General features: G+C 69.5%; 15 protein-coding genes. 10 read left to right on the top strand and 5 right to left on the bottom strand.

Annotated elements, in window-relative coordinates:
- Positions 1–8: 8 nt before the first annotated feature.
- Entirely contained in the window at positions 9–686 is a 678-nt protein-coding gene (gene murU / locus HR9077_RS06400) for an N-acetylmuramate alpha-1-phosphate uridylyltransferase MurU (RefSeq protein ID WP_136066192.1), read from the bottom strand.
- Positions 683–1,723: an aminoglycoside phosphotransferase family protein gene (locus HR9077_RS06395; protein ID WP_136066191.1), complete on the bottom strand. Its 1,041-nt coding sequence runs from the start codon at positions 1,721–1,723 to the stop codon at positions 683–685. Before HR9077_RS06395 ends, murU begins: the two co-directional genes overlap by 4 nt.
- Positions 1,724–1,887: 164 nt before the next feature.
- Here HR9077_RS06395 and HR9077_RS06390 point away from each other — a divergent pair, with 164 nt between their 5' ends.
- The 8 genes from HR9077_RS06390 to HR9077_RS06355 all read left to right on the top strand — a co-directional run bounded on the left by HR9077_RS06390 (position 1,888) and on the right by HR9077_RS06355 (position 10,299).
- Positions 1,888–4,305 (top strand): LPS-assembly protein LptD, encoded by a 2,418-nt coding sequence (locus HR9077_RS06390; RefSeq protein WP_136066190.1) that lies wholly within the window; start codon positions 1,888–1,890, stop codon positions 4,303–4,305.
- A gap of 14 nt (positions 4,306–4,319) precedes the next feature.
- On the top strand, positions 4,320–5,627 hold the full coding sequence (locus tag HR9077_RS06385) for a peptidylprolyl isomerase (RefSeq protein ID WP_136066189.1): 1,308 nt from the start codon (positions 4,320–4,322) through the stop codon (positions 5,625–5,627).
- Positions 5,620–6,648, top strand: a complete 1,029-nt coding sequence (pdxA, locus tag HR9077_RS06380) for a 4-hydroxythreonine-4-phosphate dehydrogenase PdxA (protein WP_136066188.1) — start codon at positions 5,620–5,622, stop codon at positions 6,646–6,648. Before HR9077_RS06385 ends, pdxA begins: the two co-directional genes overlap by 8 nt.
- 29 nt (positions 6,649–6,677) lie before the next feature.
- Complete coding sequence (gene rsmA / locus HR9077_RS06375) at positions 6,678–7,505, top strand: 16S rRNA (adenine(1518)-N(6)/adenine(1519)-N(6))-dimethyltransferase RsmA (RefSeq protein ID WP_136066187.1); 828 nt, start codon at positions 6,678–6,680, stop codon at positions 7,503–7,505.
- Entirely contained in the window at positions 7,505–7,888 is a 384-nt protein-coding gene (apaG, locus tag HR9077_RS06370) for a Co2+/Mg2+ efflux protein ApaG (protein WP_136066399.1), read from the top strand. Before rsmA ends, apaG begins: the two co-directional genes overlap by 1 nt.
- Positions 7,889–7,961: 73 nt before the next feature.
- Complete coding sequence (locus tag HR9077_RS06365; protein ID WP_136066186.1) at positions 7,962–8,789, top strand: symmetrical bis(5'-nucleosyl)-tetraphosphatase; 828 nt, start codon at positions 7,962–7,964, stop codon at positions 8,787–8,789.
- Positions 8,790–8,845: 56 nt separating this feature from the next.
- On the top strand, positions 8,846–9,175 hold the full coding sequence (gene glpE, locus HR9077_RS06360; protein WP_136066185.1) for a thiosulfate sulfurtransferase GlpE: 330 nt from the start codon (positions 8,846–8,848) through the stop codon (positions 9,173–9,175).
- Positions 9,172–10,299 carry a polynucleotide adenylyltransferase gene (locus tag HR9077_RS06355; protein WP_280178414.1) on the top strand — a complete coding sequence of 376 codons (1,128 nt, stop codon included), beginning with the start codon at positions 9,172–9,174 and terminating at the stop codon, positions 10,297–10,299. The genes glpE and HR9077_RS06355 overlap by 4 nt, the downstream gene beginning before the upstream one ends.
- A 13-nt stretch (positions 10,300–10,312) precedes the next feature.
- On the opposite strand, the gene folK is transcribed toward HR9077_RS06355, so the two are convergent.
- Positions 10,313–10,831 carry a 2-amino-4-hydroxy-6-hydroxymethyldihydropteridine diphosphokinase gene (folK, locus tag HR9077_RS06350; RefSeq protein WP_136066184.1) on the bottom strand — a complete coding sequence of 173 codons (519 nt, stop codon included), beginning with the start codon at positions 10,829–10,831 and terminating at the stop codon, positions 10,313–10,315.
- Positions 10,828–11,184, bottom strand: a complete 357-nt coding sequence (gene folB / locus HR9077_RS06345; protein ID WP_136066183.1) for a dihydroneopterin aldolase — start codon at positions 11,182–11,184, stop codon at positions 10,828–10,830. Before folB ends, folK begins: the two co-directional genes overlap by 4 nt.
- A 96-nt stretch (positions 11,185–11,280) precedes the next feature.
- On the opposite strand from folB, the gene HR9077_RS06340 reads away from it, so the two are divergent.
- Complete coding sequence (locus HR9077_RS06340; RefSeq protein ID WP_136066182.1) at positions 11,281–11,868, top strand: glycerol-3-phosphate acyltransferase; 588 nt, start codon at positions 11,281–11,283, stop codon at positions 11,866–11,868.
- A 21-nt stretch (positions 11,869–11,889) separates the two neighbouring features.
- Here HR9077_RS06340 and tsaD read toward each other — a convergent pair whose 3' ends face one another.
- The gene (gene tsaD / locus HR9077_RS06335; protein WP_136066181.1) at positions 11,890–12,927 is read right to left on the bottom strand and encodes a tRNA (adenosine(37)-N6)-threonylcarbamoyltransferase complex transferase subunit TsaD; all 1,038 of its coding nucleotides are present in this window, start codon (positions 12,925–12,927) and stop codon (positions 11,890–11,892) included.
- Between the two features lie 269 nt (positions 12,928–13,196).
- Between tsaD and rpsU the strand changes: the two genes are divergently transcribed.
- The gene (gene rpsU, locus HR9077_RS06330) at positions 13,197–13,412 is read left to right on the top strand and encodes a 30S ribosomal protein S21 (RefSeq protein WP_031382407.1); all 216 of its coding nucleotides are present in this window, start codon (positions 13,197–13,199) and stop codon (positions 13,410–13,412) included.
- Positions 13,413–13,499 lie beyond the last annotated feature (87 nt).

Below are 13,499 nucleotides of genomic sequence, written 5' to 3'. Positions count from 1 at the left end.
GCGCGGGCTCAGCGTCGCGCGTCGTCCTGGCGCAGCCAGCGGTCCAGCTCGGCCAGCCGCGCCGGTGTGCCGACATCGACCCAGTGGCCGCGATGGTGGCACCCGGCGACACGCCCGGCGGCCATCGCCTCGCGCAGCAGCGGGGCGAGCTTGAAGGCGCCGGGTGGCTCGCCGGCGACCAGCGCCGGGTCGATCAGACCGATACCGGCGTAGGTCAGGCGCGGCTCGCCGTTTTCGTGCATGCGCCCGGCGCTGTCGAGGTGAAAGTCGCCGGCGGCGTGGTGCCCGGGGTTGTCGACCAGTACCAGGCGCGCCAGGTCGTCGCCCAGCGGTGCCAGCCAGTCGCTTTCCAGGGCACACCAGACATCGCCGTTGACCAGCAGAAAGGGCGCCTCGCCGAGTAACGCAAGCGCCTGGCGGATGCCGCCGCCGGTTTCCAGCGGCTCGGCCTCGTGGCTGTAATGGATCGTCAGGCCGTAGTCGCGACCGTCGCCCAGGGCCTCGACGATCTGCGTGGCACGATAGCTGACGTTGATCACCACCTCGTCGATGCCCAGCGCCGCGAGGCGCTCGAGGTGGTGGGCGATCAACGGCTTGCCGGCGACGTCGAGCAGCGGCTTGGGGCAATGGTCGGTCAGCGGGCGCATGCGCGTGCCGAGCCCGGCGGCGAGAATCATCGCCTTCATTGCGCAAGCTCTCCTTCCGGAAAACCCTGCCGCACCAGCTCGCGCTGCAGCGCCGGGGCGAAATCGCTCTCCAGCCAGGCGCTCAGCTCGCCGAAGGCCGGCCACGGCGCCAGGCTGTCCTGCAGGTGGGCGAGGAACAGCGGCAGGCGCTCGAGATAGCCGCTCCTGGCGTCGCGCAGGGTCAGCCGGCAGAAGATCCCCAGCACCTTGAGCGAGCGTTGCGCCGCCATCAGATCGGCCTGGTAGCGGAACGTCGTGGCGCCGACGCCCTCCGCGAGCCGCCCATCGGTGATCGCCTCGCGGCGGAACGCCTCGATGAGCGCGGCGTAATCGGCCTCGGCGAAGCGCCGGTAGCGTCCGCGCAGCAGCGAGACCAGGTCGTAGCCGAGCGGACCGTCGACGGCATCCTGGAAATCGATCAACCACAGCCGGGCGTCGTGGCGCATCAGGTTCATGGCGTCGAAATCGCGGTGCACGGCGACCCGCGGCTGGTCCAGCGCGCTCTCGATCAGCCGGGCGCGGGCACTCGCCCAGCAGGACGGCGGGGCGATGCCCAGCAGCCCCTCGAGGCACCAGTCGGGGAACAGGTCCAGCTCGCGACCGAGCAGCGCGGCGTCGTAGGCCGGCAGTCCCGTGCGCGGCGCGCGACGTTGCAGCGCGGCGAGCAGTGAGAGCGCCTCGCGATAGGCGTCGTCGCCGGCATCGTCGGCCAGGCAGAGGTGCAGCGGGCTGTCGCCGAGATCCTCGAGCTCGAGAAAACCGTTGTCGAGATCGGCGTGATGCAGTGCGGGCACTGGCAGGCCGGCTTCGCGCCAGGCCTCGGCGACGGCCACGAAGGGCCGGCTGTCCTCCTTGTCGGGCGGCGCGTCCATGATGATCCGCGTGTGCGCGTCGTCCAGCCACAGCCGATAATAGCGGCGGAAGCTGGCGTCGCCGGCGGCCAGTTCGATTCGCAGCCTTTCGCCCGGGACGGCGTGGCGTTCGCCGGCCCAGCGGCGCAGGGCGGCGAGGCGGTCGGTTTGTCGCGCGTCGGCCATGCGGCCTCCTTGGTTGACGGGGTCGGTTCGCCGCCGCATGCTGAGGTCCTCCCAGCCCCTCACCATCGAGTTGGCCTCACCGATCCGGCGCCTTGGTGTCGAAGGAGGACGTGCGGCACCGGGGCTGTATAATACCGATTCCAATCGCCAAGGACAGAGGACCCATGGGCAAGCGATTGTTGTGGACTGCCCTCGCCGGCCTGGTCACCGGCGGCGCTCATGCGGCCCCGCCGCAGACACTGCCGGCGTCGCAACTCGACTGGCAGCCGTGGGGCGACGACGCCCCGTCCGATGCCGTATGCCGCGGGCGCTACGTGATGCCCGAGTATCGACTGGCGCCCGGCGACACGCCGCGCGAGGTGCGCTCGGCCTCCGACGAGGCCGACTACGGCGACGCGGGGGCCACCATCCTGCGCGGCGAGGTGCTGTTGCGGCGCGGCAGCAGCCAGCTCGAGGCGCCCCGGGTACGCGTCAACGCGGCTCGCGACACGGCCTTCGCCGAGGGCCCGCTGACCCTGCGCGACCAGGGCCTGCTGGTGCGTGGCGGTGGCGGTCGGCTCTCGCTGGACAGCGACGCCGCCCAGGTCGAAGACGCCCACTACGTGATGCATGACCAGCGCCTGCGCGGCGACGCCATTGCCCTGGCCCGGCTCGAGGACGGCCGCTATCGGCTGAGCGAGGCCAGCTTCACCACCTGTGCCCCCGACAGCCGCCTGTGGCGGGTGGTCGGCAACGACGTGATCATCGATCGCGAGGCCGGCTATGGCACCGCCAGGCATGCGCGGCTCGAGGTCGGCCGGGTGCCGGTGTTCTACTGGCCATGGGTGCGCTTCCCCATCGACGATCGCCGCCAGTCGGGCTTCCTGTGGCCGACCATCGGCGTGTCCGGCGACGGCATCGACTACGCCCAGCCCTACTACTTCAACCTGGCCCCGAACTACGATGCCACGCTGACGCCGCGCTGGCTGAGCAATCACGGCCTGCTGCTGGGGGGCGAGTTTCGCTACCTGTTCGGCGAGGACCTGGGCCAGATCGAGGGCGCCTACCTGGACAGCGATCGCGGCGGCGAAAGCGCCAATCCCAACGACGAGGACGACGCCTTCGAGGGCGAGGATCGCTGGTACGTCGATTACCGCCATCAGGGGCGCTTCGACCCGCGGCTGCGCTACAACCTGCGCTACGGTGCCGCCAGCGATGGCCGCTACTTCGACGACTTCGGCCGCGACTTCGCCGAGAGCGAGACCGACTACCTGTCACGCCTTGCCGAGCTCGACTACAGCGGCGAGACCTGGCAGCTCGAGGCCAAGGCCCAGGGCTACCAGAAGCTCGACTACCCGCTGGAAGATCGCGACAAGCCGTTCTACCGGCTGCCCAGCCTGACCGCCAACGCCCGCTGGTCGCAGGACAATGGCCTCTACCAGCAGTGGCGCTCCAACGCGACCTACTTCTGGCGCGATGTCGACGAAACCGAGGTGCCGCTGCGCGAATCGGCGACCGGCTCGCGGGTGCACCTGGCGCCGGCCGTCGGCTGGCGCTACGACCCGGGCTGGGGCTATCTCGAGCCGCGCTTCGAACTGCTGCATACCCAGTACCAGCTCGACTACGGTAACCGCGACACCGATCGCGAAGAGAGCCTGTCGCGCACCGTGCCGGTCGGCTCGGTGGACAGCGGGCTGATCTTCGAGCGCGACCTGTCGCTGTTCGACGAGGCCTGGCGCCAGACGCTGGAGCCGCGGCTGTATTACGCCTACGCGCCGGAACGCGACCAGAGCGACTTCCCCGACTTCGACACCGATGAGCGGGCGTTTTCCTATGACCAGCTGTGGACGCCTTACCGTTTCTCCGGCGGCGACCGGGTGGGCGACGTCAACAAGATCTCCTACGGCGTCAGCACGCGCTTTCTCGAGGACGACAGCGGCCGTCAGCGGCTTTCGCTGGCGGTCGGCCAGAGCGCCTATCTCGAGGATCGGGTGATCGGCATGGAGGGCGACCTGGCGCTGCCCGATCGCGAAAGCAACTACCAGGACTGGTACGATGCCACCCGCGACCGCTCGCCGATCGCCACCCAGCTCGACTGGCAGATCACCGATCGCTGGAGCACGCGTTACGAGTGGCTCTATGATGAACACCGCGAGGTCACCGAGCGTACCGCGACCTACCTGCGCTATCGTCACCCCGAGGGGCACGCGCTCAATCTCGGCTATCGCTGGGAACTCGAGGGCTTCGACCCCTCCGGGGATGCGGAGGATCGGCTGGGCTACAACCGCGAGGAGTTCGATGCTTCGTTCGCCTACAAGGTCGGCGCCCGCTGGGACCTGATCGGCCGTTTCACCTACGACAACACCAACGACCGGGCGCTCGACAAGCTCGCCGGCATCCAGTGGAACGACTGCTGCTATGGCGTCCAGGTCGCCTGGCGCGAGTGGATCGAGGACAACGACACCGCCAACACCATCGATGACGACTACACCGATCGCGGGCTATTCCTGCGCTTCGTCTTCAAGGGCCTGGGCGGCGTCGGTCAGGGAACCGACGAAGTCTTCGCCGAGTCTATCCCCGGCTATCAACCGACCCCGTTCTGAAAGAAGAGGTTTTCATGCGCAGACGTCTGTTTGCATCGCTGAGCCTGGCGCTGGTGCTGGCTTTTCCCGCGCTGGCGCCGGCCGCCGAGCAACCGCTCGACCGTATCGTCGCCGTGGTCAACGACGACGCCATCATGGCCAGCGAATTGCGCGACCGGGTTGCCCAGGCCCGCAGCCAGCTGGCCAGCCGCAATATCTCCATGCCCTCCGAGCAGGCGCTTAGCCAGCAGGTGCTCGACCGCATGATCGGCGAGCAGATCCAGCTGCAGATGGCCGAGGAAGCCAACCTCACGGTCGACGATACCGAACTCAACCGGGCGGTGCGTTCGGTGGCCGAGAACAACGGCATGAGTCTCGAGCAATTCGCCGACACCCTCGAAAGCCAGGGCCTGTCGCTGGCGGTGGTGCGCGAGCAGATTCGCCGCGAGATGCTGATTCGCCAGCTGCAACAGCGTCGCGTCGCCAGCCGGGTCAATGTCTCCGACCAGGAAGTCGACCGTTACCTGGCCCAGCAGGGCGGCGATCGTAACGCGCGCTACCAGCTCGGCCACATCCTCGTTGCGTTGCCGCAGTCGCCCTCGCCGGAGCAGGTGCGCAGCGCCCAGCAGCGCGTCCAGGCCATTCAGAGCCAGCTCCAGGACGGCGCCGATTTCGCCAGCGTGGCGGCGGCCGAGTCCGATGGCAACAATGCCCTCGAGGGTGGCAACCTGGGCTGGCGCAGCGGTGCCGAGCTGCCCAGCCTCTTCGCCGATGTGGTGCCGCAGCTCGGTGTCGGCGAGGTCAGCGAGCCGCTGCGCAGTCCCAGCGGTTTCCACCTGGTCAAGCTGCTCGATCGCCAGGGTGCCGGCCAGCAACAGCAGGCGGTGGTCGAGGAGCAGAAGATCCGTCATATTCTGATCGAGACCAATCCCAATCGCGACGGCGACCAGGCCCGCGCGCTCGCCGAGCGCACCCGTCAGCGCATCGTCGACGGCGAGGACTTCGCCAGCGTCGCCCAGCAGGTCAGCGACGACCGCGGCAGCGCGCTCAACGGCGGCGACCTGGGGTGGGTGCGCCCCGGGCAGATGGTGCCGGCCTTCGAGAACGCCGCCGGCCAGCTGGCGGTGGGCGAGATAAGCCAGCCGGTGCAGACGCGTTATGGCTATCACCTGATCCAGGTCGAGGAGCGCCGCCAGCGCGACGTGACCGGCGAGGCGCAGCGCAGCCAGATCCGCGACACGCTGTTCCAGCGCAAGGTCAATGACGAGCTGGAAGCCTGGATGCAGCAGATCCGTGCCGAAGCCTACGTCGAAGAACGGTTGAGTCCCTCCGGCGATGAGTGAGCCGCTGCTCGCCCTGACCACCGGCGAGCCGGCCGGCATCGGCCCCGATCTGGCGCTGATGCTGGCGGCCGAGGGCGGGCTTCCCGCCGGCCGGCTGGTGGCGATCGGCGACCCCGGGCTGCTCGCCTCGCGGGCCCGCCAGCTCGGTCTGGCGGTGGATGTCGAGCCGTTGGCGGTCCAGGCCAGCGTCCCGCCGCCGCGACGTGGCGTATTGCCGGTGTGGCCGGTCGCGTTGCGCGCGCCGGTCACCCCCGGCGTGCTGGATCCCGCCAACGGCGATTACGTGCTCGAGCTGCTCGACCGGGCGGTCGCCGCCTGTCGCGATGGCCGGGCCCAGGCGATGGTCACCGCGCCATTGCACAAGGGCGTGATCATCGAGGCCGGCCACGTGGGTTTCACCGGGCATACCGAATACCTGCGAGATGCCTGCGGCGTCGACGAGGTGGTGATGATGCTGGCCACGCGGCTGGGCGGCGCCCTGGGCGGCGGGATGCTGCGGGTCGCGCTGGCCACCACCCACCTGCCGCTCAGGGCGGTGGCCGAGGCCATCAGCGAGCGCGGTCTGCGCCGGGTGCTGGGCATCCTCGATGCCGACCTGCGTCGTCACTTCGGCATCGCCAGGCCGCGCATCGCGGTGTGCGGCCTGAACCCGCACGCCGGCGAGGACGGGCACCTGGGCCGCGAGGAGCTCGACATCATCATCCCGACCCTCGAACGGCTGCGTGGCGAGGGACTCGACGTCGAGGGGCCGTGGCCCGCCGATACGCTGTTCACCCCGCATCGCCTCGAGGGCGTCGACGCGGTACTGGCGATGTATCATGACCAGGGCCTGCCGGTACTCAAGTTCGCCGGCTTCGGTCAGGCCGCCAACATCACCCTGGGGCTGCCGATCGTGCGCACCTCGGTGGATCACGGCACGGCGCTGGACCTGGCCGGCAGCGGGCGCATCGATGCCGGCAGTTTGCGCGTGGCGCTGACGGTCGCCGCCGAAATGGCGCTGGCCGAACCGCCCGCCCGATGAGAACCGCAATTCAAGGAAATCCCCGCCGCATGTCTTCAGGTACCCGCGATCAGCGTCCCGAGCCGCCGCAACACCGGGCGCGCAAGCGCTTCGGTCAGAACTTCCTGCGCGATCCGGGCGTGATCATGCGCATCGTGCGCAGCATCGCACCGCGCTCCGGCGAGCGGCTGGTCGAGATCGGCCCCGGGCAGGGCGCGCTGACCGAGCCGCTGCTCGAGGCCGCCGACGGCGCGCTGGAGGTCGTCGAGCTCGATCGCGACTTGATTCCCGGGCTGCGTGTGCAATTCTTCAACTACCCCGGTTTCGTGATCCACGAGGGCGATGCGCTGGCTCTCGACTTCGCGGCGCTGAAGGGCGGGGGCGCGCCGCTGCGGGTGGTCGGCAACCTGCCCTACAATATCTCGACGCCGCTGATCTTCCATCTGCTCGGTGCCCGCGAAGCGATCGCCGACATGCACTTCATGCTGCAGAAGGAGGTCGTCGAGCGCCTCGCCGCCGAGCCGGGCGGCGCCGACTGGGGGCGGCTATCGGTGATGGCCCAGTACTACTGTCGCATCGACGCGCTGTTCACGGTGCCGCCGGAGGCCTTCGTGCCGCGGCCCAAGGTCGACTCGGCGATCGTCCGCCTGGTGCCGCACAAGGCGTTGCCTTCGCCGGCCGTCGACGAGACGCTGTTCGCCGATGTCGTGCGGCAGGCCTTCGCCCAGCGCCGCAAGACGTTGCGCAACAACCTCAAGACGCGGCTGTCCGGCGAGGCGCTCGAAGCGCTGGGCATCGATCCGGCGCGGCGTCCGCAGACCCTGAGCGTGGCCGAGCTGGTCGCCATCGCCAACCATCTGGCCGGAGAATCGCCTTGATCGATGAACTGAGCGAGGCCATCCACGTCGACGTCGAGCCACACTATCGCCTCGAGGAGTCGTCGCCGTCCGAACAGCGTTACGTGTTCAGCTACACCATCACCGTGCACAACCATTCGCCGCAGGCGGTGCAACTGCTGGCCCGCTACTGGAAGATCACCCAGGGCAGCGGCAAGGTGCAGGAGGTGCGCGGCAAGGGCGTGGTCGGCAAGCAGCCGATGATCGGCCCCGGCCAGAGTTTCCGCTATACCAGCCGTGCCGTGCTCGATGGCCCGGTCGGGGTGATGGAGGGCGCCTACACCTGTGTCGAGAGCGCCGCGCAGCGCCCCTTCGAGGTGAGCATAGCGCCGTTCCGCCTGGCCGGTCCCAACCAGGTGCATTGACGTCATCCTGGCGGCCCGTCAGGGTCGCGCCGTTCACCCATCGCTACCATGGCCAGAGCCGAGCAGGAGGCCCATGACTACCTACGCCATCGGAGATCTGCAGGGTTGCCACGCCGAATTCGTGGCACTGCTCGAGCGTCTGGCGTTCGATCCGCGCCGCGACCGGCTGTGGCTCGCCGGCGATCTGGTCAATCGCGGCCCGGGCTCGCTGGCCTGTCTGCGCGAGGTCAAGGCGCTGGGCGATGCCGCCCGGGTAGTGCTGGGCAATCACGACCTGCATCTGCTCGGCGTGGCGCGCGGCGGTGGCTCCCTGAAGCGTTCCGACACGCTCGAGGCGATCCTCGCCGCACCCGACCGCGAGGCGCTGCTCGACTGGCTGCAGTGTCAGCCGCTGCTGGTCGACGATGGCAGCGCCAGCCCCGAGCGTACGCTGATGGTGCACGCCGGGCTGCTGCCCCAGTGGTCGCTGGACCAGGCCCGGGCGCTTGCCGCCGAGGCCGAGGCCTGCCTGGCCGGCGAGCGGGCCGGGGCGTTTCTCGAGCGAATGTACGGCAATGCACCGGCGCGCTGGGACGACGCGCTCGAGGGCATCGACCGGCTGCGCATGATCGTCAACGCGTTCACCCGGATGCGTTTCATCGCCGCCGACGGCACCCTCGACTTCGCCGCCAAGGAGGGCCTGGACAGCGCCCCCGAAGGCTTCGAGCCGTGGTTCCGCTACCCGCGCGACGACGACCCGCGGGTGCTGTTCGGCCACTGGGCGGCACTCGAGGGCCGCACGCCCGGCGCCGAACTGCGGGCCGAAGCGCTGGACACCGGCTGCGTGTGGGGCAACAGCCTGACCGCGCTCGATCTCGACAGCGGCCGGCGGATCAGCGAGCCCTGCCGCTCGCGCGATTGAGCGACGAGACGCCCGCGAACGCGTCAATTATTGCAGCGAAAGCCCATGGAGAGCGCATGAGCCAGACCACTTTCGATCATCTCGATCACGCCACCCTCGAGCGCTGGCTGGACGGCGACCAGCCGCTGACGCTGGTGGATATCCGCGATCCGCTGAGCTTCTCCCGCGGGCACATCCCCGGCAGCCGCCATGTCGACAATGCCACGGTCGGCGATCTGGTCGACCAGGCGCCCAGCGACCAGCCGATGGTGGTGGTCTGCTATCACGGCCATTCCAGTCAGCAGGCTGCCGAATGGCTGGTCGGTCAGGGCTTCACGCGGGTCTACAGCCTGGACGGCGGCTTCGTCGACTGGCAGGCCAGGCATCCGCACCGCGTCGAGCGATGAGCGGCGATCGTCACACCGCGGGGTTGGCGGTCTACCGGGTCGGCGGCGCGGTGCGCGACGCGCGGCTGGGCTGGCCGGTGGTCGATCAGGACTGGGTGGTGGTCGGCGCCACCCCCGAGGCCATGCTCGAGCGCGGTTTCAAGCCGGTGGGGCGCGATTTCCCGGTCTTTCTGCATCCCGAGAGCCACGAGGAATATGCCCTGGCGCGCACCGAGCGCAAGGCGGGGCACGGCTATACCGGATTCGTCGTCCACGCCAGCCCCGAGGTGACCCTCGAGGAGGATCTCGAGCGCCGCGACCTGACCATCAATGCCATGGCCGAAGCCCCCGACGGTACGCTGGTCGATCCGTTCGGCGGTCAGCGCGACCTCGAGGCGCGGCTTCTGCGCCACGTTTCGCCGGCCTTCGTCGAGGACCCTTTACGGGTGCTGCGTACCGCGCGTTTCCTGGCGCGCTACCGCGGCCTGGGGTTCGCCGTCGCCGACGAGACACAGGGGCTCATGCGGTGGCTGGCCGAGAGCGGCGAGCTGGGGCACCTGGTCGCCGAGCGCATCTGGGTCGAGACCGAGAAGGCCCTCGGCGAGCCCCGGCCGCAGGCCTATTTCGGCTGTCTGCGTGACTGCGCGGCGCTCGCCGTCCTGATGCCCGAGCTGGCCGGCGACGCAACGCGTCTGCATGAGGCCCTGGAGCGCCTCGCCCAGGTGCCCGAGGCGCCGCCCTGGACAATGGCCCAGTGGCGCTGGGCGCGGCTGGTCGAGCACCTCGACGAGCCCGTGCGCGACGCGCTGCACGACCGGCTCAAGGTACCCAATGCCTATCGCGACCTGGCCCGCCAGGTGGCGTTGAGCCGGACGCTGTGGCTTGCCGACGCACCGCTGGACGCGCGACGTGCGCTGGACTGGCTCAACGCCATCGATGGCTGGCGGCGCAGCGATCGGGTGCCGGCTCTGCTGGCGCTGATCGGGCGCGAGTCGCCGGCGCTGGCCGATCGGCTGGAGCGCGGCTGGCGCGCGGCGGCACGGATCGAACCACGAGAATTGCTCGACGCGGGTTTTCGCGGTGGCGAGCTGGGGGCCGAACTGGCCCGGCGCCGCCAGGCGGCGATCGGCGAGGCGCTGGCTTGAGCGGCTGCCGGCCTCAATCGGCCTGCGAGATCAGCCGCCCCCGCCAGACGAAATTCACCGGCCACAGGCGCTGCGCGCCGGGCTCGAAGGCCGCCCACAGGTCGGCGTAGCGCCGCTTGGCGAGCGGATGGCGCGCGTCGGGCAGCAGCTCGGCGAGCGGCTGAAGCACGAAGGCATTGGCGATGATCTCGTCGCGCGGCAGCTCGACGCCGTCGATGCGCCCGGTCAGTTCGCCGATCGTGAGCAGGTCGATATCGAGCCGGCGCGGGCTGAACTTGGGGCTGTTGGCGCGGCGGCCATGGGCGAACTCCAGGCGTTTGCACCAGGCCTGCAATTCGCCCACCGACGCCTGGCTGTCGAAGGCGGCGACCAGATTGTAGAAGTTGCGGCCATCCTCGAAGCCCACCGGTTCGCTCTCGAAGACCCGCGAGATGCGCAGCGCCGTGAAGTCGGCGTCGAGAGCATCGAGGCAGCGGCGCACGTGGTGTTCGCGCTCGATGTTGCTGCCGATGCTGACCACCACCCGGGTCATGGCGCCTCCCCGCGCTCGATGCGTACGCCGACCGTGCTGGCCTCGGCCACCGCGCCCGGCTTGCGCACGGTCAGGCGCAGCCAGGCGATGGCGAACTCCTCGCGCAGCAAGGCGGCGAGATGCTCGGCGAAGGTTTCCACCAGTTGGAAGTGGCTGTGCGCGGCGAACTCGCCGATGCGCGCGCTGATGGCGGCATAGTCCAGGGTATGGCCCAGGTCGTCGCCGGCCGCCGCCGGACGGATGTCGGTGGCCAGTTCCAGGTCGAGCGACAGGCGCTGGCGAATGCTGCGCTCCCAGGCGTAGACGCCGATCACCGTCTCCACGGCCAGGCCTTCGATCAACACGCGATCCACGATCAAATAGTCCTTCGCTGGTAGTCGGGCTTCGATTGTACGTCAGCAAAGTGGCAGAATCCCGGGATTGCCGCGAGCGATTTTACGGAAGCCGCCATGCCCCCCAACGATGCTGTCGAACTCGCCGCGCTGATCGCGCTCGGCTATCTGTGCGGCGGCCTGCTGGGCGCGGTCTGGATTTGTCGCCTGGCCGGAGTGGCCGACCCGCGCTGGCGGGGCTCTCGCAACCCCGGCTTCTCCAACGTGTTGCGCCTCTACGGGCCGCGCCTGGCGCTGGCGACGTTGAGTGTCGACGCTGCCAAGGGCATGCCGGTGCTGTGGCTGGCTCGCGCCGGCGACCTGCCGCCCTGGGCCCAGGGCATGGTCGGGCTCGGCGTGCTGCTGGGGCACAGTTACCCGCTGTGCCATCGGCTGCGCGGCGGCAGGGCGGTGGCCAGTGCCTTCGGGGTGTTGCTGGTGCTGACGCCCTACGTGGCGCTGTTGTGCGCCGCGTGCTGGGTCCTGCTCGCCTGGCGGGTGCGTACCGCCGCCGTGGCTTCGTTGGGTGCGGCGCTGCTGGCGCCGCTGGCGAGCGTGTGGCTGGCGCGGGATTACGTGGCGGTGGTGATCGCCTTCGCCCTGCTGGTGCTGGTGCGCCACGTCTGGCATATCCGGCGCCTTACCGGCGATTCGCCCGGCGAGTAGACGGCACCGATTCCGGACGCTTCACTCGCTGGCGACGGGCGGCGTCAATTCGGCCAACGGCCAGCGGGGGACCGCGCGCATGGCCTCGCCGTCGCGCTCGCCGGCGAGCAGACGTTGTGCTCCCACATAGGCGATCATCGCGCCGTTGTCGGTGCAGAAACGCCCGCGCGGATAGTAGGCGTGTGCCCGGCGCTTGCCGACCTCGATGCCCAGGCGTTCGCGCAGCCGCCGGTTGGCGCTCACCCCGCCGGCCACCACCAGCCGCTTCAGGCCGGTCTGGTCGAGCGCGCGGCGGCACTTGATCACCAGCGTATCGACCACCGCCTCCTCGAAGGCCCGGGCTATGTCGGCGCGCCCCCTGTCGTCGAGTTCCCCGGCGTCGCGCAAGGCATTGGCGGTGGTCAGGGTATGGGTCTTGAGTCCCGAGAAACTGAAATCGAGCCCCGGACGGTCGGTCATCGGCCGGGGGAAGCGAAAGCGCGCCGGGTCGCCCGCCTCGGCGAGCTTCGCCACCTGCGGGCCGCCGGGGTAGGGCAGCCCGAGCATCTTGGCGGCCTTGTCGAAGGCTTCGCCGGCGGCGTCGTCGACCGACTCGCCGAGCAGCCGGTACTCCCCGAGGCCGCGTACTTCGACCAGCTGGGTATGGCCGCCGGAGACCAGTAGCGCGACGAACGGGAAGGCGGGGGCCTCGTCCTCGAGCATCGGCGCGAGCAGATGGCCTTCCATGTGGTGCACGCCGAGTACCGGGATGCCCAGCGCCCGGGCCAGGCCGTGGGCGGTACTGGCACCCACCATCAGTGCGCCGACCAGCCCCGGTCCGGCGGTATAGGCGATGCCGTCGAGGTCGCCGCGCACCAGCGCGGCGCTGTCGAGCACCTGCTGGATCAACGGCAGCAGCTTGCGGGTGTGATCCCGCGAGGCCAGCTCGGGGACCACGCCGCCATAGTCGGCGTGCATGGCGACCTGGCTGTAGAGGGCGTCGGCCAGCAGGCCGCGCTCGGTGTCGTAGAGGGCGACGCCGGTCTCGTCGCAGGAGGTCTCGATCCCCAGGATGCGCATGGTGTGACTCGTCGCTGGCGGGAGGAAAACGGCCATTCTACCGGCTTTGCCCCATCGGCGGCAGGGGCGCCGTCGGCGATGTTTGCAAAGCTCGTGGGCAGCGACTAGAATACCCGACTCTGCAAGACTGGGTCGTGCGCCCAATACCCGAGCTGAACGTCTTCCCCGATCGCCGGATGGTTCGTTTCCCTGTGAGCGGCGGGATGCGACGGTCGGATCGAGCGCACGTTCAAAACCGAACTCATGATTTCAAGGTAGGTGAGTGCTTAATGCCTTCTGTCAAAGTACGTGATAACGAGCCGTTCGACGTCGCCCTGCGTCGCTTCAAGCGGTCCTGCGAAAAAGCCGGCGTGCTCTCCGAAGTGCGTCGTCGCGAGAGCTATGAAAAGCCGACCGCAGTACGCAAGCGCAAGGCAGCGGCGGCCGTGAAGCGTCACGCCAAGAAGTTGCAGCGTGAGCGCAAGCGTTTCGAACGGCTGTACTGATACGTACTGGAGGCGGACGTCGTCTGCCTCAGAGGGACGCCAAGCGGCCGCCATCCGGTGGCCGTTTGTTTTTGTGGCGCCCGACGG

This window comes from Modicisalibacter radicis, assembly GCF_900961225.1.
In the GTDB taxonomy this organism is placed as follows: domain Bacteria; phylum Pseudomonadota; class Gammaproteobacteria; order Pseudomonadales; family Halomonadaceae; genus Modicisalibacter.
This window is presented reverse-complemented; position numbering and strand designations above follow the sequence as displayed.